The organism is Pleomorphochaeta naphthae (assembly GCF_055396005.1).
In genome coordinates this window covers 772814-794882 of sequence record NZ_AP042457.1, presented here as the reverse complement: position 1 = coordinate 794882, position 22069 = coordinate 772814, and the positions used below count along the sequence as shown (strand labels likewise).

General features: G+C 28.3%; 19 protein-coding genes. 5 read left to right on the top strand and 14 right to left on the bottom strand.

Annotated elements, in window-relative coordinates:
- Positions 1–5: 5 nt before the first annotated feature.
- The 4 genes from yicI to ACZ5SO_RS03680 all read right to left on the bottom strand — a co-directional run bounded on the left by yicI (position 6) and on the right by ACZ5SO_RS03680 (position 5315).
- Positions 6–2255: an alpha-xylosidase gene (gene yicI / locus ACZ5SO_RS03695; RefSeq protein ID WP_464626874.1), complete on the bottom strand. Its 2250-nt coding sequence runs from the start codon at positions 2253–2255 to the stop codon at positions 6–8.
- Positions 2256–2258: 3 nt separating this feature from the next.
- Positions 2259–3092: a carbohydrate ABC transporter permease gene (locus ACZ5SO_RS03690; RefSeq protein WP_464626873.1), complete on the bottom strand. Its 834-nt coding sequence runs from the start codon at positions 3090–3092 to the stop codon at positions 2259–2261.
- Positions 3089–3961 carry a carbohydrate ABC transporter permease gene (locus ACZ5SO_RS03685; RefSeq protein ID WP_464626871.1) on the bottom strand — a complete coding sequence of 291 codons (873 nt, stop codon included), beginning with the start codon at positions 3959–3961 and terminating at the stop codon, positions 3089–3091. Before ACZ5SO_RS03685 ends, ACZ5SO_RS03690 begins: the two co-directional genes overlap by 4 nt.
- Positions 3962–4022: 61 nt before the next feature.
- The gene (locus ACZ5SO_RS03680; protein ID WP_464626869.1) at positions 4023–5315 is read right to left on the bottom strand and encodes an ABC transporter substrate-binding protein; all 1293 of its coding nucleotides are present in this window, start codon (positions 5313–5315) and stop codon (positions 4023–4025) included.
- 339 nt (positions 5316–5654) lie between these two features.
- Here ACZ5SO_RS03680 and ACZ5SO_RS03675 point away from each other — a divergent pair, with 339 nt between their 5' ends.
- Complete coding sequence (locus tag ACZ5SO_RS03675; protein WP_464624711.1) at positions 5655–7028, top strand: IS1380 family transposase; 1374 nt, start codon at positions 5655–5657, stop codon at positions 7026–7028.
- Positions 7029–7386: 358 nt separating this feature from the next.
- On the opposite strand, the gene ACZ5SO_RS03670 is transcribed toward ACZ5SO_RS03675, so the two are convergent.
- The 4 genes from ACZ5SO_RS03670 to ACZ5SO_RS03655 all read right to left on the bottom strand — a co-directional run bounded on the left by ACZ5SO_RS03670 (position 7387) and on the right by ACZ5SO_RS03655 (position 10844).
- On the bottom strand, positions 7387–7860 hold the full coding sequence (locus tag ACZ5SO_RS03670; protein WP_464626867.1) for a LysR substrate-binding domain-containing protein: 474 nt from the start codon (positions 7858–7860) through the stop codon (positions 7387–7389).
- A gap of 133 nt (positions 7861–7993) precedes the next feature.
- Entirely contained in the window at positions 7994–8749 is a 756-nt protein-coding gene (gene istB, locus ACZ5SO_RS03665; RefSeq protein WP_464624126.1) for an IS21-like element helper ATPase IstB, read from the bottom strand.
- Between the two features lie 19 nt (positions 8750–8768).
- A complete protein-coding gene (istA, locus tag ACZ5SO_RS03660) occupies positions 8769–10328 on the bottom strand; it encodes an IS21 family transposase (RefSeq protein ID WP_464624125.1) in 1560 nt (519 codons plus the stop codon).
- A gap of 54 nt (positions 10329–10382) precedes the next feature.
- The gene (locus tag ACZ5SO_RS03655) at positions 10383–10844 is read right to left on the bottom strand and encodes a LysR family transcriptional regulator (RefSeq protein WP_464626866.1); all 462 of its coding nucleotides are present in this window, start codon (positions 10842–10844) and stop codon (positions 10383–10385) included.
- A 95-nt stretch (positions 10845–10939) separates the two neighbouring features.
- Between ACZ5SO_RS03655 and ACZ5SO_RS03650 the strand changes: the two genes are divergently transcribed.
- Positions 10940–11965: a YeiH family protein gene (locus ACZ5SO_RS03650; protein WP_464626864.1), complete on the top strand. Its 1026-nt coding sequence runs from the start codon at positions 10940–10942 to the stop codon at positions 11963–11965.
- Positions 11966–12014: 49 nt separating this feature from the next.
- Here ACZ5SO_RS03650 and ACZ5SO_RS03645 read toward each other — a convergent pair whose 3' ends face one another.
- Both ACZ5SO_RS03645 and ACZ5SO_RS03640 read right to left on the bottom strand, forming a co-directional pair.
- The gene (locus ACZ5SO_RS03645) at positions 12015–12575 is read right to left on the bottom strand and encodes a chromate transporter (protein WP_464626862.1); all 561 of its coding nucleotides are present in this window, start codon (positions 12573–12575) and stop codon (positions 12015–12017) included.
- On the bottom strand, positions 12572–13135 hold the full coding sequence (locus tag ACZ5SO_RS03640) for a chromate transporter (RefSeq protein WP_464626861.1): 564 nt from the start codon (positions 13133–13135) through the stop codon (positions 12572–12574). The genes ACZ5SO_RS03645 and ACZ5SO_RS03640 overlap by 4 nt, the downstream gene beginning before the upstream one ends.
- 95 nt (positions 13136–13230) lie before the next feature.
- Between ACZ5SO_RS03640 and ACZ5SO_RS03635 the strand changes: the two genes are divergently transcribed.
- On the top strand, positions 13231–14115 hold the full coding sequence (locus ACZ5SO_RS03635; RefSeq protein WP_464626859.1) for a LysR family transcriptional regulator: 885 nt from the start codon (positions 13231–13233) through the stop codon (positions 14113–14115).
- Here the strand turns inward: ACZ5SO_RS03635 and ACZ5SO_RS03630 are convergent.
- The 4 genes from ACZ5SO_RS03630 to xdhA all read right to left on the bottom strand — a co-directional run bounded on the left by ACZ5SO_RS03630 (position 14093) and on the right by xdhA (position 18951).
- Complete coding sequence (locus ACZ5SO_RS03630) at positions 14093–15193, bottom strand: radical SAM protein (protein ID WP_464626857.1); 1101 nt, start codon at positions 15191–15193, stop codon at positions 14093–14095. The two genes, ACZ5SO_RS03635 and ACZ5SO_RS03630, sit on opposite strands and share 23 nt — an antisense overlap.
- A gap of 87 nt (positions 15194–15280) precedes the next feature.
- On the bottom strand, positions 15281–15772 hold the full coding sequence (gene xdhC / locus ACZ5SO_RS03625; RefSeq protein WP_464626856.1) for a xanthine dehydrogenase subunit XdhC: 492 nt from the start codon (positions 15770–15772) through the stop codon (positions 15281–15283).
- Positions 15772–16653 carry a xanthine dehydrogenase subunit XdhB gene (xdhB, locus tag ACZ5SO_RS03620; RefSeq protein WP_464626854.1) on the bottom strand — a complete coding sequence of 294 codons (882 nt, stop codon included), beginning with the start codon at positions 16651–16653 and terminating at the stop codon, positions 15772–15774. The genes xdhC and xdhB overlap by 1 nt, the downstream gene beginning before the upstream one ends.
- A 12-nt stretch (positions 16654–16665) precedes the next feature.
- Positions 16666–18951, bottom strand: coding sequence for a xanthine dehydrogenase subunit XdhA (xdhA, locus tag ACZ5SO_RS03615; RefSeq protein ID WP_464626853.1), 2286 nt, complete (start codon positions 18949–18951; stop codon positions 16666–16668).
- A 588-nt stretch (positions 18952–19539) separates the two neighbouring features.
- On the opposite strand from xdhA, the gene ACZ5SO_RS03610 reads away from it, so the two are divergent.
- Together ACZ5SO_RS03610 and ACZ5SO_RS03605 are read left to right on the top strand one after the other, a co-directional pair.
- On the top strand, positions 19540–21300 hold the full coding sequence (locus ACZ5SO_RS03610) for a cache domain-containing sensor histidine kinase (RefSeq protein ID WP_464626852.1): 1761 nt from the start codon (positions 19540–19542) through the stop codon (positions 21298–21300).
- Positions 21290–22024, top strand: a complete 735-nt coding sequence (locus tag ACZ5SO_RS03605) for a response regulator transcription factor (RefSeq protein WP_464626850.1) — start codon at positions 21290–21292, stop codon at positions 22022–22024. Before ACZ5SO_RS03610 ends, ACZ5SO_RS03605 begins: the two co-directional genes overlap by 11 nt.
- Positions 22025–22069 lie beyond the last annotated feature (45 nt).

Here is a 22069-nt window from a genome sequence, read left to right as displayed (position 1 = left end):
GTACCTCATTTTTTTAATATAATATTTTGATTGCACAAACTTATAAAAGAAGGATTTATCAAAGAACCTTTTAATTCAATATAAATATCACGACCTACACAGTTTGCACAAATTAAACAAACTAAGTTGCCTGTTTTATCATAAACATTTCTTATTGCTGTTTTTCCGTCATTAAAATGGGAAAAATAAACTCTAAGATCTTTTTCATAATCATAATCACATCTAGTTTCATCATGTCCTTCAAGTAGAATTGAATTTTCTCTAACTAAAAGAGGCATTGAAAAATAATCATATTTTTCTGTAATCCAAGTGTTTCCCAAGTATTCTTTCTCAGTTAATATATTATACCAAACTCCTTTTGGTAAATAATAACTAACCTCTCCTGATTTTTTAAAAATAGGGGCAACTAATAAACTATCCCCAATCATATATTGTTTATCAAGATAATCTACAGCCCTATCTCCATCAAACTCTAAAAACATAGCTCTCATAACAGGTATGCCTGTTTTAGTTGCTTCTACTGCATGACTAAAAAACATAGGCATCAATTTACATTTTAAGTTTGTAAATTTCTTTAAAACCCTTGAAGCCTCTTCATCAAACAACCAAGGCACGCGATATGAAGAAGATCCATGTAATCTACTATGGGAACATAGAAGTCCAAACTGACACCATCTTTTATATAAATCAGCAGATGCTGTACTTTCAAAACCACCTATATCATTACTCCAGAATGAAAAACCCGAACAAGATAGAGATAAGCCACTTCTTAATGTTTCAGCCATTGATGGATAAGATGCACTACAATCTCCACCCCAGTGAACTGGAAATTTTTGTGACCCTACTGTTGCACTTCTTGCAAATAAAACAGCTTGATTTTCACCTTTTACTTCCTTCAATAGAGAAAAAACGGCTTGATTGTACAAATAAGTATAATAATTATGCATACTCAAAGGATCACTATTATCATAATATTGAATATCTCTGACAGGAATTCTCTCTCCAAAATCGGTTTTAAAACAATCGACTCCCATATCTAATAAATCTTTCAACTTATTTTTGTACCACTTAGTAGCAGCAGGGTTAGTAAAATCAACTAAGGCCATACCTGCTTGCCACATATCAGTTTGCCAAATGTCGCCATTCTCTTTTTTAATAAAATATCCTAGCTTATTACCTTCATCAAACAGATAAGATTTCTGAGCAATATAAGGATTTATCCAAACACATATTTTTAAATCTTTTTTATGATATCTAGCTAACATCTCTTTTGGATTTGGAAAAGTATCAGGATCCCAAGTAAAATTACACCATTCTACACCTTTCATCCAATAACAATCAAAATGAAAAACACTTAGAGGGATGTTCCTCTCTCGCATACCATCGATAAAATAAGAAGTAGTTTTTTCATCATAATTTGTAGTAAAAGATGTTGTAAGCCATAGACCAAACGACCAAGCAGGGGGTAAAGATGGAAAACCTGTTAATTTACAATAATTAGAAAGTACTTCTTTATTAGAATTAGCCCCAATTATATAATATTCTAACTTTTCATCACTTAGTGAAAACTGAACTTGTTCAACCTTTTCACTACCAATTTCATAAGATACATCTTTAGGTGAATTTACAAAAACCCCATAACCCTTATTTGAAATATAGAAGGGAACATTTTTATAGGCTTTTTCACTAGATGTCCCACCATCTGCATTCCAAATATCAACACTTTGTCCATTTTTTACAAATGGAGTAAATCTCTCACCAAGACCATATAATGTTTCATCTATGTCAATCGACAAAGAGTCAGAGATATAATTACAATTTGTTTTATAATTTTTATAATACGCCATACCTTTAAGTGAAGATTCTGTTAATTGTCTATTGCCCATATAATAAGTTACTTTCCACTTATTAGGAGTTTTATCTATTTCAACTTTTATACTTCCACTTTTAAAAATCAAACAATTATCTTTTTCTTCAAAACCAACTGAGGTATCTGAATTACTAATTTCAAACTTAGGGAAAATATCTCTCTGACCTGAAAAGTGAACTAGCTCCGTTTTTATAACGTTTTCAATTGGTGAAGAAAAGATGATTTTAAATACTGCTGAGTTTAAAGAAGATCCTCTATTTTTAAAATGCTTACTTGCAGCATATACGGTTAATGATTTTCCATCAAACGAATGAGAAAAATATTCTACACAAAACAAAGGCTCTATATAATCTCTCATAAGCCAATATCCATTAGTAAATTTCATAATTTATCCTTTCACAGCTCCAGCTGAGACTCCTCCTACAATATATTTCTGACCAAATATAAAGACTAATAAAATAGGTAAAACAGTTAAAACGATATCTGCACAAACTAAATTCCAAGAATTTTCAAATGCTCCAAAAAAATTGTAAACAGCTAAAGTCATAGGCCATTTTTTAGAATTATTTAAATAATATAATGGCATAGTAAAATCATTCCATACAGCCATTAAATTTAAAACTGCTAAAGTCGAAGCTATAGGTTTTAATAAAGGCAAAATAATTTTTATAAATAACTGAAATGTAGTACATCCTTCTATAAAAGCAGCTTCATCTAGTTCTTTTGGGATAGTAGCGACGAATCCATATGCTATAAACAAACTTAAAGGAATATTAACAGCTGAATAAATTAATATAATCCCTAACCTTGTATTCATTAAATTTAAAACTTGCAAAACTTTAAATAATGCAACATTATTTATAGGCATAGCTAATCCTGTAATAATAAAATAATAGAAAAATTTATTTATTCCCTTCGCATTACGAGAAATAACAAACGCCGCGGCTAAAACTAAAGTTATTATTATAACAACACTTAAGAATGAATAAATTACACTATTAAAAAATGAAGTAAATAATTTACCTTGTTCAATAACTGTATAGTAGTTTTCAAAATGAAAAGAAGTTGGGAAATTAATTGACATCCTATTTGCTTCAGTACTAGTTTTAAAAGAATTAATCAAAACCACATAAAAAGGGATTAAAACAATAAGAGAAAAAACAAACGAAATCAAATTTAAAATCAAATTTCGACTTTTTTTTATAATAAGATTATTTTTCACATTTTTACCTCTTTATTTTCCATAGATTTAATTATGAAGTAAATTAAAGATATCAATATGACAAAAAGCACAGTTGAAAGAGTTGTGCCCATAGCCAAGTCACCTTTAGAAAACTCTTTATATACAGCAGTATTAATAACTCCTGTAGCATTTCCTGGACCACCATTGGTCAAAGCATAAATCATATCAAAAACCCTTAGTCCATAAGTTACATTTAATATTGTTATATTTACTATTACAGGTAACAATAAAGGTAATGTTATCTTAGTAAATTTCTGAAAAAAGTTTGCCCCATCTATCTCCGCTGCTTCATAAAAAGTTGGTGAGATTGAAATTAATCCTGCTATAATAACAACCATGATATAACCTACACCTTTCCATACATCAACAAGAATAACGGTAGGAAAAACAATTTTTAAATCAGTTAACCAGTTTCTAGTAAGAAATTCTAATCCAATAGAATTTAAAAAATTATTAAGAAATCCTCTAGTTGGATGAAGCATGCTCCTAAAAACTAAACCAACTACCAAGTACGAGAGTACTTGTGGTGAAAAAAAAACCATTCTTTGAAAATTTTTGAATTTTATAAAATTCTGAGTCAATATTAATGCTATCAAACATCCCACAATCGTCTTTAAAATTGTTGTTATTAAAGTAAAATAAATTGTATTACCGATAAATTGCGTATATTCAGTTGAAAAGACTTTTTTATAATTATCTAACCCGACAAAATTTAGATCAGAAAAATAAATATTCCAATCAGTAAATGATAAGCATATGCCTAAAATACCCGGCAAAAAAAAGAAAATAAAATATAGTATTACAGCACCAAAAGCAAAATACCAAGGATATACTTTATTGTTATTCATTTATACTCCTTTTAATCAGAAAAAGTGTCTGATAACAAACACTTTTTCTTAATTTCTAAATTTATTTAACCCACCCCGGATCACGTTGCAATTTTGCTTGGTTATTACGACGATTCATTATTGTCTGTAATACCTCTTCAGGAGTGCTTGCTCCAATAAACATAGATTCTAAATCTTTACCAATATCCATCCATTGATTGTCTATGTAATTTACAGAAGTCTGTACAACATTTGCTTTTTCTAAACTATCAATATATTCATTTTCTTCTGGTTTAAATCTTGTAGGTATTTCTGGCCAACATAAAGCATTTAAGTCAGGTTGACCTTCAAATCTCTTTTCAAGATTTTCTTTTCGAGCTAAAAAAGCAAAGAATAATTTAGCTTCTTCTACATATTTACTATCTTTATTGATAAAATAAGCATTACTTGCGGGATTTACACCAATGATTTGATTATCCCCCCATGGGATTACAAATTGACCTAAATCATTAGAATCAAATTCAGGGTATTCTGCACTTACTTGATTTTTCCATCCTAACTCAGCCATAGTCATAGCGCAAGATCCACTTGCAATTGCTTCAGGTGCATTTTCCCAAGCATTACTCAAATAATCTGTACCATAATATCCTAATTGGGCAAATTCGTTTACTTGTTTTATTATTGTAAGTAATTCTGGAATATCATCTAAATCTTTTTCATTAGCATTTAATTTCTCATAAAGTAATGGATCTGATTGTAAATATAATCCTCCTGTTTCAAATAACGGTAGAACTTGATGCCATCCATTAGTAGTGCATTCGTAAATTGGTGTTATTCCATTATCTAAAATTGTTTGACAAACTTCTTTAAACTCTTCATAAGTAGTTGGAATTGAAAGTCCTAAGTCTTCAAAAATGGTTTTATTGTAAACATAAAACCACATTTTAGGCCCAGGGAATGTTATGCCATATGATTTATTATCATCAGAAACAGCGGAAATCGCAGCATCTGTCATTCTATTCATCCAGGGTTCATCTGTTAATTCAACACAATATTTTGAAATTTGAGTACTTGAGGCTAAATTAATTGGAGTATCAACACAAATTATATCAGGTGCTTCGCCCGAATCTAACTTTACTTTAATTAAGTCTCTCCACTGTGCGTCGGGTGAAATTTGAAAATCAATTTTTATTCCAGTTTCATTTTCAAATTCTTTAGCTAAATCTTGTACAATACCTGTATTAGGAAGACCACTTTGATGACTCCCAAAAGTTATTGTGATAGGTTTAGCAACTTCTTTTTCATTAGTTCCACTTGCAAATACACTTGATAAAGCAAGTATAGAACATACAAATATAGCTCCTAATTTTTTCATAACTGACTCCTTCCTTTTAAAATTGAAAAAAATTATCGATAATTTTTATTTTGTTCAATCATAAATTACCATGGTTATTACTAGACCACCATGGATTAATTTGAAATAAATACTGCATTTTTTTGAACTAATGATTAGCAAAATATTATTAAGATATAGAATAAAAACTTAAAGTAGACCACTTTTCAAGAACGAAAATAAAAAAACTTAGTAGTACCTGAATCCGTATAGAATACAAAATAAGTAAAATATATCAACATATGTATAGTAAATTATAGACTAAAAAAGCCTCTTATGTTACAATTAAATTATCACAAAAAACGTAACAGGAGAGGCCAAATGATTGATTTTGATTCTACAACAATTACACTAGAGAGTAAAGCAGGTTTAAACTTAATTTCTAAAATTTTAACATTTGCAATGATGAAAGTTAATGATAATGCTGAATATGATTTGGATACCCTTAAATCTAAAAGTCTTTTAGAAAATGAAACTATATATAAAACCTTAGTTGGTTTAAACTCTATGGGATTTACTAATTTTTCTGATGTAGAGCAATTTAGAAATAATGAAGTATTTAAAGAATGTTTAAATCTTAAATTCACTCCTGCTCAAGAAACACTAAGATTGTATTTAGAGAAAGAACGTAGTGCAAATTTTATTGAACATTGTAATTTAGTTAATATTGAATTACTAAAGAAAGTTTCTTTCCCATGTGAAAAGATAAGTGAAAAATATATTCCATTAGATTTTGATGTAACACCTATGATTAATCCTAAATGCAATAAAGAAGAATGTTCTAGAACATATAAAGGGGAAGATGGGTTTGCACCACTTATGAGTTACTTAGGCTCTTATTGTATTGGAGCTGAACTTAGACCTGGAAAACAACATTCTCAAAAAGATTCAATACCGTTTGTTCAAAAGGTATTGGATAATGCTAAAGAGATACTTACTTTAGAAGATTATAGTAAAGTGTTGTGTAGATTTGATAGTGGTCATGATAGTGTAGAAACTATTAATGTACTTGATAAAAATAATGTTAACTTTATTATCAAGAAAAAATGTAGAAGAAACGACTATTCACAAGATTTATTAGAAAGAGCTAAATCATTATATGATAAAAAGATATCATATGATTATAGACAAACAACTGTATACTATGGTTATTTTACCCAAATGTATCCAGTAGGAAAAGAAAATGTTACAAATAAGGCTCAAATAGCATTTAAGATAAAAGAGATTTATGAAGATAAAAAAGGTAATATATTATTATTTCCAGAAATAGAAGTAGAGCTTTATTGGACTAATTTAATTGAAGATGCAATAACAGTAGTTAATCTATATCATGACCATGCAACAAGCGAACAATATCATAGTGAAATAAAAACTGATTTAAACTTTGAAAGATTAGCATCTGGTAAATATAGAGTTAATGAAATGTTATTAGCGGCTATTACTAATGCTTATAATATTTTAAGAATAATTGGGGATATTACATTATTAAATCAATTCTATTTACCTGAAGGAACTAAGGGTAATAAAGATAGAATTAGAATGAAAACAATATTAAGAGATATTATTTATACTAGTGCTAGATATATGAGAAAAGGAAGAAGTAAAGTGCTTCGGCTCTATAAGAAAAATCCTTGGACAGAGTTATTATTACGAATTGATAAATTTATTAACATATATTTTCCACTTTTCATTTAATACTCAATAAAACTAAAGATAAAACAACAGAAACAATACTTCTAATATCAATTAGAAGATTTTAGTATGACTGAAAAAAGTGATATTTGAAAAAAAATTAAAAATATTATTCTTCCTTCTATTAAAATAATGGAATAAAATATAAAAATAGAAATAAGTAAAACAAATAGATAAGATAAAATCCGTACAACAAAATAATTCACCTAAAAAATAGCCAAAAATTAGCTAGATTTATCAATTATCAAGATTTATACGGATTTAGGTGATAATAAAAGTGATAAATTACAAAAATTATCACTTAGAAAAAAGAAAAAATTAAGTAAAAACCTACACAATGAAGAATTTGATTAATATTACTTTAAACTGTGTTTAAAATTTCAACCATCTCATCAATTTTAGTTTGTTTTAGACACACATAATTAAATTCTCTTAAAATATTATTATTATTAATAGTAAAGGTAGTTAAGTCTTTATCATCATTAATTATGGATTTATAAGCAAAAGTTATTCCCAAATGATTTTTAACAATTTTTTTAATTAATTCAAAACTACTAACACAATGTACTTTTTTAAAACTTTTTATTGAGTAATTATTTAATAATAATTCTTGTTCAAAAATAAATCTTGTGCCTGAGCCCTCTTCTCTGATTATAAGGTCTTGATTAAAAATTTCTTCTAAAGGAATTTCTCTATTAGCAAAGGGGTGATTAATACTACAAATACCAACAAAAGGTTCTTTTCTAAAAAGTCTTGAATCATATTTATTCTTATCAAAGACACCTTCAATTAATACTATATCTAACTCATTATTATTTAATTTGCTTAATTGCATAATCCACTACACTTGGACACCGTTATTCCATCATTTGGACAACGTTATGTTCATTCGGACAAATTAAATTTCTATCTTTAATCTTAACAAATTGTTAACATTCCGTCTTTCCTTTTTCAATCATATTTTACATTTATTTATAATTTTTTAGTTGTTTTTCTCCTAATTGTTCTCTCATTGATGAGCCTTTCAAATTTATCCTAATAGAATTAAAAGCTACTCTATCTAATGAAGCATCTGCAACTGTTGGATCAGGGAATAAAGTTTGCCAGTTTTTTACTGGTATTTGAGCAACAAAAAGTATTGATTTATGATATGTATATCTATCATCTATTACTTCTAATAAATCATGCGCTGCTGTTTGTGTTAAAGGTTCTAGCCCAAAATCATCTAACACTAGTAAATCACTTTTCTTTAATTCTAATAATATTCGTTCATATTTGGCATTGGCATAAGCCAAATTTAATTCTTTTATTAATCTTGTTGTTCTATAATATTTTACTTTAAAACCTTGAACACATGCTTCATGAGATAAAGCAGAAGCCACAAAGCTTTTACCCGTTCCTGTGGCACCTGTTACTATCATATTTAAATGGTTAGAAATCCATGAACAAGAAGCATATTGCACTAATTTATTTTTTAAACCTTCTCTATGCTCTGATTCAATAAAATCACTTAATACAGCTGAAGTATCCCTTATTCCAGAGTTTTTAATTAATCTTTGTAATCTATTGTTTTGTTTTCTTTCCCATTGCTTATCTACAATCATTGTCATTCTTTCATCAAAAGATAACTCTAAGGTTGAGCCAAAAGTTTCTTGTCTTTCAATTTCTTCTTTCATAGCAGAGAGTCTCATTTCTTTTAATCTTGTTAATGTTTGTTGATTCATTTGTTTTATTTCTCCTTTTTTATTTGTATTCACCACGAAGATTTTCATGGATTATTGGCTCATTATTTATTACAGGGATATTATCATTAGGTATTAAATAACATTTGGTTTTAATGATATTTGTTATTTCTTTAGCTAATAATGTATTTGTAACTATTGCTCTTTTACATGCAGCTTCAACAATATCTACATTATGTCTTTCAATTAAATTGATTATTGAAAAGCACATTTTATATCCTTGTTGAGGTTTATCGTATTTGTTTAACCAATATTCAATTACTTCTAATGTACTAGGACCAATTTGAAGAGCTTTATCTCTATAATCTTTAGATTCCATTCTACTTTGAAGTTTGAATTTTAAATCTTTTTTAGGCATATGGGTATCACAAGAAATTCTAGTAATCCCTTTTAGAGCCTTTTGATGAGTTGCTACTCTTTTATGATTAATGTATATTTCAATTAGATTATGACGAGCATGTAGCTCGTATGGTTTAGATGCATATTGGTAAGGAACTGTATATTCACAACCTTTATATGTTGCTGCATATGTGTTGCTGATAGTTCCAGTTTTTAAATCATAAATTTCATAATCATTTGCTGGCAAAGGAAGTAAGTGGGGTTTGTCATATTTAAGAAATATTTCTTCTCTGCTTACTTTTATTTTTTTATCAGAATCTACTTTTCTAGCTAATTCTTTTGTTTCTTTAAAAATGAAATTATTTAATTCATTGAAACTGTTAAACACACCTTTGTCTTTGATTTTTTCAAGAATCCAGGTTTCAGCTTCTCCAACAAATTGTTCAACAGAACCTTTATCCTTTGGAGCTCTTACTCTAGCAGGAATAATTGCAACATCATAAAATCTAGCCATTTCTTGATACAAAGGGTTTAATTGAATGTCATAACATTTTCTACTTATTACTGCCGTTTTCGTATTGTCAGGGACCCAGCACTCACTAATTCCACCATACCATTTTAAAGCTTTAACATGAGCTTCGTTCCAATAAGATTGACTCATATGTTCACAGGCTATACAAAATGGATAAGAACTTAATCCAAGTGTTGTTACAAAAAAATAAGCAGTTTTAAGTTTTCCAGTTTTAGAATCTCTTACACAATCAATTGTAGGTCCAACCCAATCTATGTACAGGTTTTGTCCTGGTTTTCTCTCTATCGGTGAATAAACATAAGCTTTAGAATCTTTCTTCCATTTACGATATTTTTCATAAAAGTAAGATCTACTTGAATTGGTTTCATTATTAGAAACACATTTAGCATACATGAATTTAATATTTTTCCTACTTCCTCTAGCATTGATTTCTTCATCAATATCTTTCCAATTAGGAAGAATTTTTTCTGATGAATCTAATTCCTTAGGAAAAAATAGTTGTTGTAATTCATAATCATTGTATTTTGCAATTGAATCATAATTTAATTCATGAATTCTACAAATTCTTAAAATATTAGCAACAGAACTTTTACTACATCCGACACTTCTTGCTATTGCACGAGTTGATAGATTAAATTCAAATTTCAATCGAATAATTTCTTTAATCATACTAATTTGAGTACTCCTCATATTGGGATCTCCTTTAAATGTTTTTATTTAAAGTTAATCCTTAATTTGAGAAATTTAAATACTGTCCAAATGTAGCATAATGCTGTCCACATCAGAGTGGAATACTGTCCAAGTTAGAGCATAGAATGCACTTAATAAAGATTGGGTATTATCTATAATAAATTCAATAATATAATTATTTTCTATTAATTTAATAATCTTATCCCCAATTACATAATTTCCTATCGTCTTTGTAGCACCTACCCTAATTGTCTTAAATTTAGTTTGAAGTAATTGTTGTTCTAAGTATCTCTCATTATTTACAATGCTTGCTAAATGATGCTCTAAAAGAGCTGCTGCCGGTGTTTTATATAATTTTTTCTTATCATAGATGAATAACTTAGTATCATAATATTGCTCTAATAAATGAATATGTTGGGTAACCGAAGGCTGACTCATATTTAAAAGTTGTGCTGTAACTCTATAGTTCATAGTTTTGCAAAGAGTCAAAAATGTATTTACTTTATAATCTAACATAGACACCTCATAAAAATTTTTAATCAATAAATCAAAAACTATTATTTTATTTTATTATCGATTTTTGCTATATTCAACTCTCAGAGGAGAAATAAATGAATTTTATTAAAGAAAACTATAAAGGATTGCTACTTGCTATATTAATTGCAATTCCTTCTTATCTTATGGGACTTCAATTTCCTTTAATTGGTGGCCCTATTATAGCTATTTTATTAGGTATGGTTTTAAATCCACTAATAAAAGATAAAAAGCACTTTGAAAAGGGAATTAGATTTACTTCAAAAAAAATATTACAATATGCAGTAATACTTTTAGGATTTGGATTAAATTTAAACGTAGTTTTACAAACAGGTAAGCAATCTTTACCTATAATTCTATCAACTATCTCAACTTCTTTAATAATTGCATTTTTACTAAGTAAAGCTTTAAAAATTGATGGTAAAATAGCAACTTTAGTAGGTGTTGGATCATCAATATGTGGAGGTAGTGCTATTGCAGCAACAACAACTGTTATTAATGCTGATGATGATGAAGTTGCAACTGCCCTATCTGTAATTTTCTTTTTCAATGTATTAGCTGCTATAATTTTCCCTCAGTTAGGGGTTATATTAAATTTTGATACAACTAGTGGCAATGCTTTTGGAATATTTGCAGGAACCGCAATTAATGATACTTCTTCTGTTACCGCAGCTGCATCAACTTGGGATAGTATGTTTAATCTCTCTGCACAGACACTAGATAAGGCTGTAACGGTAAAGTTAACTAGAACTTTAGCGATTATCCCAATAACTTTAGTTCTTGCTTTTATACAAGCTAAAAAAGAAAAAAGTACTGAAGCTTACAACTGGAAAAAAATATTTCCAATTTTTATAATATATTTTATCATAGCATCTTTAATAACTACAATTTTGACAAGTTTAGGTTTCAATCAAAGTATTTTCACACCTTTAAAATCATTAAGCAAATTTTTTATAATAATGGCTATGGGTGCTATAGGATTTAATACAAATCTAGTGAAGCTATTAAAAAAGGGCGGTAAACCAATATTTCTTGGCTTTGTCTGTTGGATTGGAATAACATTAGTTAGTTTAGCTATGCAACATTTATTAAATATCTGGTAACAAAAAGGTGCCAAAACTGGCACCTTTTTATTTTAGACAAACTTTTAAATTAAAGAGGATATCCAATTAAAATATAAAACGCCCCTCCTAAAACTCCACTTATAAGTAATACTAAGATTGGATTAACTTTTTTCTTAGCCATGAAAAATAAAGCTATAGAGAAAATAATTACTGCGTATATATTAAAACTATTTAATTCAGTACCCAAAATAGCTATTAAAAATATCGATATTCCTGCACTTAAAATCATAGCAACAACAGCTGGTCTTAAACCTGATAAAACGCCTTCAAGTAAATAATGTTTTTTATATTTATTATATAAATAACCTAAAATAGCTACAAAAATAATAGAAGGTAGAATACATCCTAAAGTTGCAACTATAGCACCTTTAATACCAAATAAGTGAATACCAACAAAAGTTGCACTGTTTACAGCAATTGGACCTGGTGTCATCTCTGCAATTGCAATTAAGTCAGTAAACTCGGCCATCGTCATCCAATGGTTGATTGTAACAATTTGTTGTTGGATTAAAGGTAAAGCAGCAAGTCCACCACCAAAACTAAAAGCACCTATTTGTAAAAAACAAAGAAACAATGCAAATAATGTCATTTGTTAACCACCTTTTTTTGCTTATAGAGTGCATAGAAACCACCTAAAACAGCACAAGCTAAGATTATCAAAATAATATTAAGTTTCATAAAATAAGTTACTAAAAAGGCTAATACCATAATTACAATAAAATATACTTCTTTTTGTTTAATTATATTTAAACCTAGTTGGATAACAACAGAGATTATAATGGCAGCAATAGCAGGTTGCATCCCTTTTAAAAAAGCTCCTACATATATATTTTCTTTGAATTGATTATACCCAACAGAGATAGCTGATAAAATTATAAATGGTGGTAATATTGTCCCTAATATTGAAACAATTGCACCAACTATTCCCCCCACTTTATAACCTACTAAAATAGAGCCATTAACTGCCACAGCACCAGGAGAAGATTGAGCAATAGCTACTAGATTTAACATTTCTTCTTCATCAATCCATTTGAGCCTATCAACAAATTCATTTTTCATTAATGATACAATTACATACCCACCACCAAATGTGAAGGCACTTAATGTAAACATAATTCTAAATAACTTAAAATATTCTTTTTTTTTCATATATTTCCTTTAAAATTCACTATACCGTATTTTATTATATATGTAAAATATAATATATTAATAATATATATAAACTTTTTATTATAGGAGCCATAATGACATTAAGACATCTCAAAATATTTATAGCGGTTTGTGAAAACAAAAGCACTGTGGCTACTGCTAATAAATTACATATTGCCCAACCTTCTATAAGTTTTGCTATAAAAGAAATTGAAACACATTATGGAATCAAATTATTTGATAGAATCTCTAGAAAATTAATACTTACTGAAGAAGGAAAAATCTTTTTATACCAAGCTAGAGAAATTATAAGAAAAGTTAATCAATTAGAAAGTAGTTTAAAAGATTGTGATCTCACTAAAAAAATAACTTTAGGTTGTAGCAATACAATTGCAATTTTTCTTTTACCAAATATTTTAAAAAAATTTGAAAAAATTAATAATAAAGTTAAAATTGATTTAATCATTAGAGATTCAAAAACTTTATCTTCTTTAATTTTAGAAAATGAGATTGATTTAGCCCTTATTGAAACACCAATTTATGACAAGGATATAAAAAGCATCCCATTTTATAACGATTCATTGTTACTCTACTTATCAAAAGAAAACCTACTTGCAAAAAAAGATATAATATATTTATCAGATTTGAAAGATCAGAACTTAATATTAAGAGAAAAACATAGTGCTGTTAGAAAATTAATTGACTCAATTTTAATTTCCAATAATATTACTATCTCAAATCCTTGGGATAGCACTAGTACACAGGCTATCATATCTTTAGTAGAGAAAAATTTTGGTATTTCAATTTTACCTTCTCTTTGGGATACGTCTTTAAAAGACAATACTAATATTATTACTAGAGAAGTAAAAGATTTATCAATTAAAAGAGAATATTTAATAATTAACCATAAAAATAAATACCTATCCCCAGCTATTCAAAATTTGATTAAAATTTGTACTACTGAGAATTTTGTGAAATAAGGTATGCTATTTCTTTAAATACATCTAATCTTTGTTCGAATAAATATTTATAACTTGAACAAAATCTAAATTTATTGTCCTTATCTTTGTACCTAGGACAACCACCCCTACACAAATATAAATAAGGACAAGTTTTACATTCATCATGTAAATTGGGTGGATTTTTAATAAATTGTATTTCTTCTCGTCTTTTATCTAAAGAATCGAAAGATACTTCATTAATATTACCTAACAAATAATCATCTAAACAATAAAAATCACAAGGAAATACATCTCCATTTGATTCAAAAACATATTGTATAGAACAAACACCATTCATATCACATGCTTCTGGAGCATTTCCTAATAATATAGAAAGAAAATTATTAAATAATCTAATAGATATGTTTCTATTAACTTTTAAATCATTAACCCACAAATCAAATAACTTTACTAAGAACTTCCCATAACTTTGTGGACTTAAAAATTTATTCTCTCTACCTTCAATAGGATCTAGACATGCTATATATTGGTGATAAATATATCCATCATCAACAAGATTTTTATATATTTTATCAATATTATTGGCAACCTCATTTGTTACAACACATAAAATATTATGATCTACATTATTTTGCTTTAGCTCAGTCAAGCCTTTTTTAACCTCTTTAGAACTTTTTGACTGATTAACAAATTTTCTATGATAATCATGAATTCTTGAAAATCCATCAAAAGAAACGCCAACTAAAAAATTATATTTTTTTAAAAACTTTGCAAAAGAGTCATCAATTAAAGTTCCATTAGTTTGAAAACTAAAATTTAATTCATCACCATCACTCTTATATTTTTCAACAAGAGTCATAAAATTTTCAAACCAAGTAAGTGTTGCCAAAGCAGGTTCTCCACCTTGGAAAATATAATGAATTTTATTTGATGTTTGATGTGCTTTTTTAACTATATTTTCAATAGTCTCTAAATCCATAATCTTTCGTTTTTTATCTATTCTATTTTTCTCTTCATCTAAATAAAAACAATAATCACAACGTAAATTACACATACTAGAAGCTGGCTTAATCATTAAGGTTATAGGTTTTTTCATTTTTAATCCTCAAAATTGATATTATTATTTTTACTAAAATAAGAAAAGGGGGCCTCCATTACAGCCCCCTGACAATATTAAATTATATTAGTTTTTAGCTTTTTCAGCTTTTCTTTTATTATGTGTTTTTTCTATAGCTGTTACTATAGCATCATAACCTGTACATCTACAGAAATTACCTGAAATTTGTTTTCTAATTTCATCTCTAGTAAAATCTTCATCACTTTCAATAATTGGAAGAGAACTCATTATAAAACCAGGAGTACAGAATCCACATTGAATAGCTCCTTCATCAATGAAAGCTTGTTGGATATCAGAAATATTACCTTTAATATCTGAAAGACCTTCAAGGGTTTTTATCTCTTTTCCTTCTGCCCAAATTGCCAAATAAATACAAGAGTTAAACGGCTCTCCATTTACTAAAACTGTACAAGCACCACACTCACCTACATCACAACCGTGTTTAATACTATGAAGATGTTCTTCGCCTCTCAATAAATCTGAAAGGGATGCACGTGGGTCAACATAATTTTCACATATTTTACCATTTATGGTACAAGTAATTAATTGTTTTTTCATTAGAATTTCCCCCCTGCTTGTTCGATTGAAGACTTAAAAGCTCTTCTAGCAAGTTCTTTAATTAATTGGATTCTAAATTCCTTTGAAGCTCTCCATGATGTTCTAGGATTAACATCATCTACAACAGATTGAGCTACCTCATCGATTAATTTAAGACTTACTTTTTTTCCTTGAGCCATTTGTTCGGTTGCAGTTGCTCTACTTGGAACAGGCCCTGCAACTCCATAACCAATTCTTAATCTTTCAACAGTTTTTTTATCTTTGGATAATCTAACATTAACTGAACAACCAAGAGTTGCAATATCCATAGCTCGTCTCATAGAATATTTAATATATTTACCAAAAGTATTTTCATAAGAATCTTTTTTAATTCTAATTCCAGTTAATATTTCACCTTCTCTTAAATCAACTTTACCAGGTCCTAAACTAAACTCTGAATAAGGGAGAACTCTTATACCATCGACACTAGCAATTTCCAAAATTGCATCATAAGCTTTTAAAGTTGAAGCTGAATCAGCACTAGTTACACCATTACAAATATTTCCACCAATTGTTCCAATGTTTCTTATTTGTGGACCACCAATTTGATCAACAGCATCGCCTAAAACTGGAATATGTTCTTTGATTAAAGGATGTTTTGTAATGTGAGAAAAACTTGTCAAAGGTCTAATTAAAATTGTACCATCTTCTTCTAAACAAATTCCTCTCAACTCATCTAAGTTATATATACTAATTACATCTCTACCTGCTAATCTACCTTCACGACATTGAATTAAAATATCACTACCACCAGCTAGAGTTAAGGCATTTGGATGAGCTTTTTTCATCTCCAAAGCTTCTTTTACTGTTTTTGGTTGATATATATTATTAAAATCATACATAATTTGTCTCCTCTATTTTATTAAGCCGGCTTTACTAAATTCTTCAAACAATCTTTGTGGATGTAATGGAATAGCATTTACAGCAACACCTGTTGCATTATAAACAGCATTTCTCAAAGCTGGAGCTACTGGTATTACAGGAGGCTCACCTAAAGCTTTATTTCCATAAGGACCACTTGGATCTTCAGGTTCAACAAAGTCACAACCTAAGTCTGGTGTATCTGAAACTGTCATTAATTTATAATCTAATAAATTATTATTATGTGTTTTACCAGTTTTAGGATCGAATATTAATCTTTCATACAAGCCATATCCAATACCCATACTCATACCACCTTGAACTTGACCTTTTGCTGTTTGAGGATTAATGATTTTACCTGAATCATGAACATTAATAATTTTTAAAATCTTTACATGACACATTGGAATATCAACTTCAACTTCAGCAAAACAACAACCTAATGCATAAGTATTATCAGAACAGTGGTGAGTTTCCTCTGCACTAATATGTTGTGAATTTTCAAGTGAATAACAAGCTTCCATAGCAACTTCTTCAGTCGTTAAGTATTTTTGTTTGGTTCCTTTATGAATAATTGTATTATTTTCAATATCTAAATCAGAACCATCTTTATTAATCATATAACCTGCATAATCACAAATTTTCTTTTTCAAGGATTCTGCTGTTTTTTTAACCGCCATTCCTGAAACATAAGTTTGTCTAGATGCATAAGCTCCAGTATCATATGGGGTAACATCAGTATCTTGAGTAGATATTAAATTAATTTTATCAAGAGTAAAACCTAAAGTCTCAGCTGCCATTTGAGAGAATACGGTATCAGCACCTTGACCAATTTCAGTTGCTCCCATTTGTACTTGAATAGATCCATCTTGGTTTAATACCATCCTGACAGCACTTGTTTCTAAAGAGATAGGATAAACCCCAGTCTTGTAACAGAAAACACTCATACCAACACCACGGCGAATATCACCAGTTTGATTTTTGTACTCTTTTATTTTCTCATCCCAATTAACATATTCTTTACCTTTCTCAATACATTCTTCTAATCCAGAAGAGTGACAAGTAATAGTTGTAAATGGATCAACGAAACCAACTTTCATCATGTTTTTTCGTCTAAATTCGATTTTATCAAATCCTACTTTATTACAAATATCATCAACATGAGATTCGAGAGCAAAACCAATTTGAGGAATTCCGTAAGCTCGCATTGCACCAGCTGTTGGTAAGTTAGTATATACAGTATAAGCATCACCTTTAATCGCACCTACAGGATACATCATTCTAAACGCATTTACTGCGTTAGCAACTAAAGCATGAGCATGAGATGCATAACCTCCCTGTGTTGAATAAGCTTTAATTTTTCTTGCTGCAAAAGTTCCATTTTTTCTAACATAACTTTCGATATAGAATTTCATAGCATGCCTTGTTCTAGTACAAACAAAAGTTTCTTCTCTAGTATAGAACAATTTAACACATCTACCACCAACTAAAGTTGTTAAAAAAGCATTTAATGGTTCAGTTAAAGCATCTTGTTTATTTCCGAAACCACCACCAATATATGGTTTAATAACTCTTATTTTCCCCATTCCACAACCTAGGGCTTGAGAAATAACTCTTCGAATAATATGAGGAATTTGAGTAGATGAAACAATAATAATTCTATCAGATTCCATGTAGGCATAAGAGCCAGCATTTTCTATGTGACAGTGACTAACTGCAGGAGTTTCATAAACTCCTTCTACTTTAATTAAGCCCTCTTCTTTAATAGCTTCTTCAAAGTTACCCATTTCATAATCACTGTGAACAACAACATTATTAGGTTTTTCTTCATGAATTGGCATTGCACCTTCAGCCATAGCCTCTTCATAAGTTAATAATGGTTTATACTCTTCATAATTAACTTTAATTAAATTAAGAGCTTTATTAGCTGCTATTTCATCTTCTGCAATAACCGCTGCAATATCATCACCATAAAATCTTACACGGGTATTTAAAAGTTTTCTGTCTGAAATATCTTGGTGATTTTTATGAGTTGACCATGGGTGACCAGGTGTAGGGAATTGAATGTCTGGAACATCAAAGCAAGTAACTATTTTAACTACGCCAGGGACTTTGTAAGCTTCTTCTAAATCAAAAGATAATACCTTACCATTTGCAATAGTAGAGTGTAAAACTTTAGCTACTAAAGCATTTTTATCTACAAGGTCTGCCACATATTTTGCTGTACCTGTGGCCTTAGCCTTGGCATCTACCCTGTTTACAGCTTTACCGACTATCATGAAATACCTCCATGTAAACTGGATTTAGAGTATATTTATCACTATATCCAATAATATTCTAAATTTGTTAATTAAACTATAAACGGTATGATTTAATATGTCAAACATGTGAAATTTTTGCAAAAATAAAAACCATTAATTAAAGCGTTTAAATTGATTATGTAAATTAAAATATAATGGAGAATTTAAAAAAATTTGCTTTTATACTGTTTATATACGCTAATAATTCTTTTAACATTTTTGTTAAAATAGTAACAAAAATCAATATTTTTAATTAAATATTTAAAAAGTTTCTGACAAATGCCAAAATCAATACTCCGTTTTTATAGTCATTTTTTATTTATATTATTTACAAATTTATACTAATTTAACAATTTAAAAAAATTTTTAAATTTTTCTGATATAAAGAACTTTAATAGAGGAAAATTAATATTTTACTATACAAATATATAGTTAAAATTTTATTTTTTTAATTTTTGAGATTAATTTAAGATAAGCGCACTAAAATAAATGAGAAAACAGCTTAACTTAACTACTAAGAATTTATATTTTATTGCATATTAATTTTTTTCCATATAAAATAATTTCATGAAAAAAATTAAAACTACCCTTTTTACAAGGCTTTTTATATACTTTTTTATTTTGATTTCTATTCCTTTAATAAGTTTTTCTATAGTGAATACTACCATTACAAAAAAAACTGTAATAGATCGCTTAAAATTAGATGTCAATAACATAGGAGAAATACAAAGACAAAAATTAGAACAAATAATTGAAGAATATAGGCATAAAACTTACGAATTATCCAAAAATGAAAATATTGTTAAATTACTTGAAAATCCTGAATTAAAAAATAATTCTACTTTTATGAGCAATATATATAGCACTATGTATGAAACTATGAAAGGTGATACATACGATGCAGCAGCTATAATTACTAGTATAGATGGAAACACAAAACTATCTACTCATCCCTTTCCAGAGGATTATGATTTAAGAAATCATTCTACAATCTTAGATATGGCATCTCCGCTAATGGATAGCAAACCTTACACATATACAAAAATTATTTCAAATAATAATCTAAATTCTGAAGAACCTATTGCTATTTCTATGATTAGATATATTTTTAATCAAAATAATGACGTTGTTGGATTTGCTTTAGTAGATATAAACAAATCTAAAATAAAGGAAATTGTAGAAACTAATACTTTATCTAAATCTTTATTAATAGATACAACATCTTATATCGCATCTGAATTAGACAATGCTAGTGAATTTTATCCTTTTACTTATTTCCCCGGTCTTTCTAGCAGAGAAAAAGGTGAATTTATTGAAGAAACTTATTACTCAAACAATTATATTTTATCATTTAAGAGAGTTGGATCTACCCAATTTTACATAGCAAACTATATTAAAGATCAAACTTTTAACGAAAACTTAAAACAAATTGTAATTATAGATATTATTGCAATTTTAATCGGCTTATTTACTTCTTTAATATTGGCATATTTTTTAACTAAACAACTTACTAAACCTATTCATAGATTAATCAAAGGCATGAAAAGGATTGAAGAAGGTGATTTAACAATTTCTATTGAAGAAAATAATATTTATGAAATGCAACAGTTAAACGAAAGTTTTAATAATATGGTAATCCAAATTGTTAACTTATTACAAACTACTAAAGAATCTCAAAAACAAATTTTTGATGCAGAAAAAAAGGCTCTTCAATCTCAAATAAACCCTCATTTCTTATTTAATACTTTAAATACTATTAAGTCACTCGCAAGTATTAATAATCAAGAAGAAATTTATACTATTTCAATAAAATTAGGCCAATTGTTAAGATCTTCAATATATAATAATTCTGCTGTTTGCACTCTAGAAAAAAGTATTGAACTTGTTAAAAGCTATTTAACTATCCAACAAATTAGATTTAAAGACAAACTCCATATTGATTATGATATTGATCAATCTCTCTTATCTCAATCCACTCCAAAATTGCTTCTACAACCTTTAGTCGAAAATGCGATTATTCATGGTCTTGAACCTAAAATTGGCCATTGGTATCTTTCTATTTCTTTACAAAAAATAGGTGATAATATTGTTATAGAAATCACTGATAATGGTGTAGGATTTAAAAACAAAGAAATCATGAAAAACCTTTCTTTATTAGAAAAATCTCACCATATAGGGCTTTATAATGTTTACAAAAGATTAAACCTTTTTTATAAAAATAATGCTTCGCTTTCCTTTGAAGATGTAAAATCAGGAGGGACTAAGGCAAAAATCATTATTCCATTTGATAATGAAAATACAAATTTAGGAGTAAACTATGGGGTATAAAATAGTTATTGTCGAAGATGAAGCTATCGAAATGCAAGAGCTATCTATGATTTTAAATAACGCTCAACTAGACTTAGAATTAATAGGAAGTGCATCAAACGGTATTGAGGGACAAAATATTATTGATGAGCTTTGCCCAGATATCGTTATCTCCGATATTAGACTTCCCGGACAAACAGGTCTTGATATGTTGAGTAAAGTAATCCCCGATGTGAAAGCTATTATTTTATCTGGATACTCAGATTTTAAATATATGCAGAATGCTATACGGCTTGGAGTTGACGATTATCTCTTAAAACCAATTGATAATGACGATTTAATCAAAGCTTTAAAAAAAACAATTTCAGAATTAAATAAAAAAGAAATAAATAATAATATAGTTAAATTCGATTTGCCTGATTCGGTTCAAAATCATTTAATTAATGCTTCTATAAAATTTATCAAAGAAAATTATAAACAACAGGTTGGTTTACAAGAAGCTGCTCAACACTTAAATGTTAGCGAAACTCATCTTTCAAGATTATTTAAAGAAATTGTGAAAATTAATTTTTTAACTTACTTAAATACTTATCGTATTAATAAGAGTATCGATTTGTTAATCAATACAAACGAAAATATCAATGAAATAGCAAATAAGTGTGGTTTTGTTACACCAGGATATTTTGCAAAGCTTTTTAAAAGATTGTTAAATACCACACCTACAAAATTTAGAGACAATATTTAAAGAAAAATAAAATGCTATTACAAACTTCGCGATTTGTAATAGCAA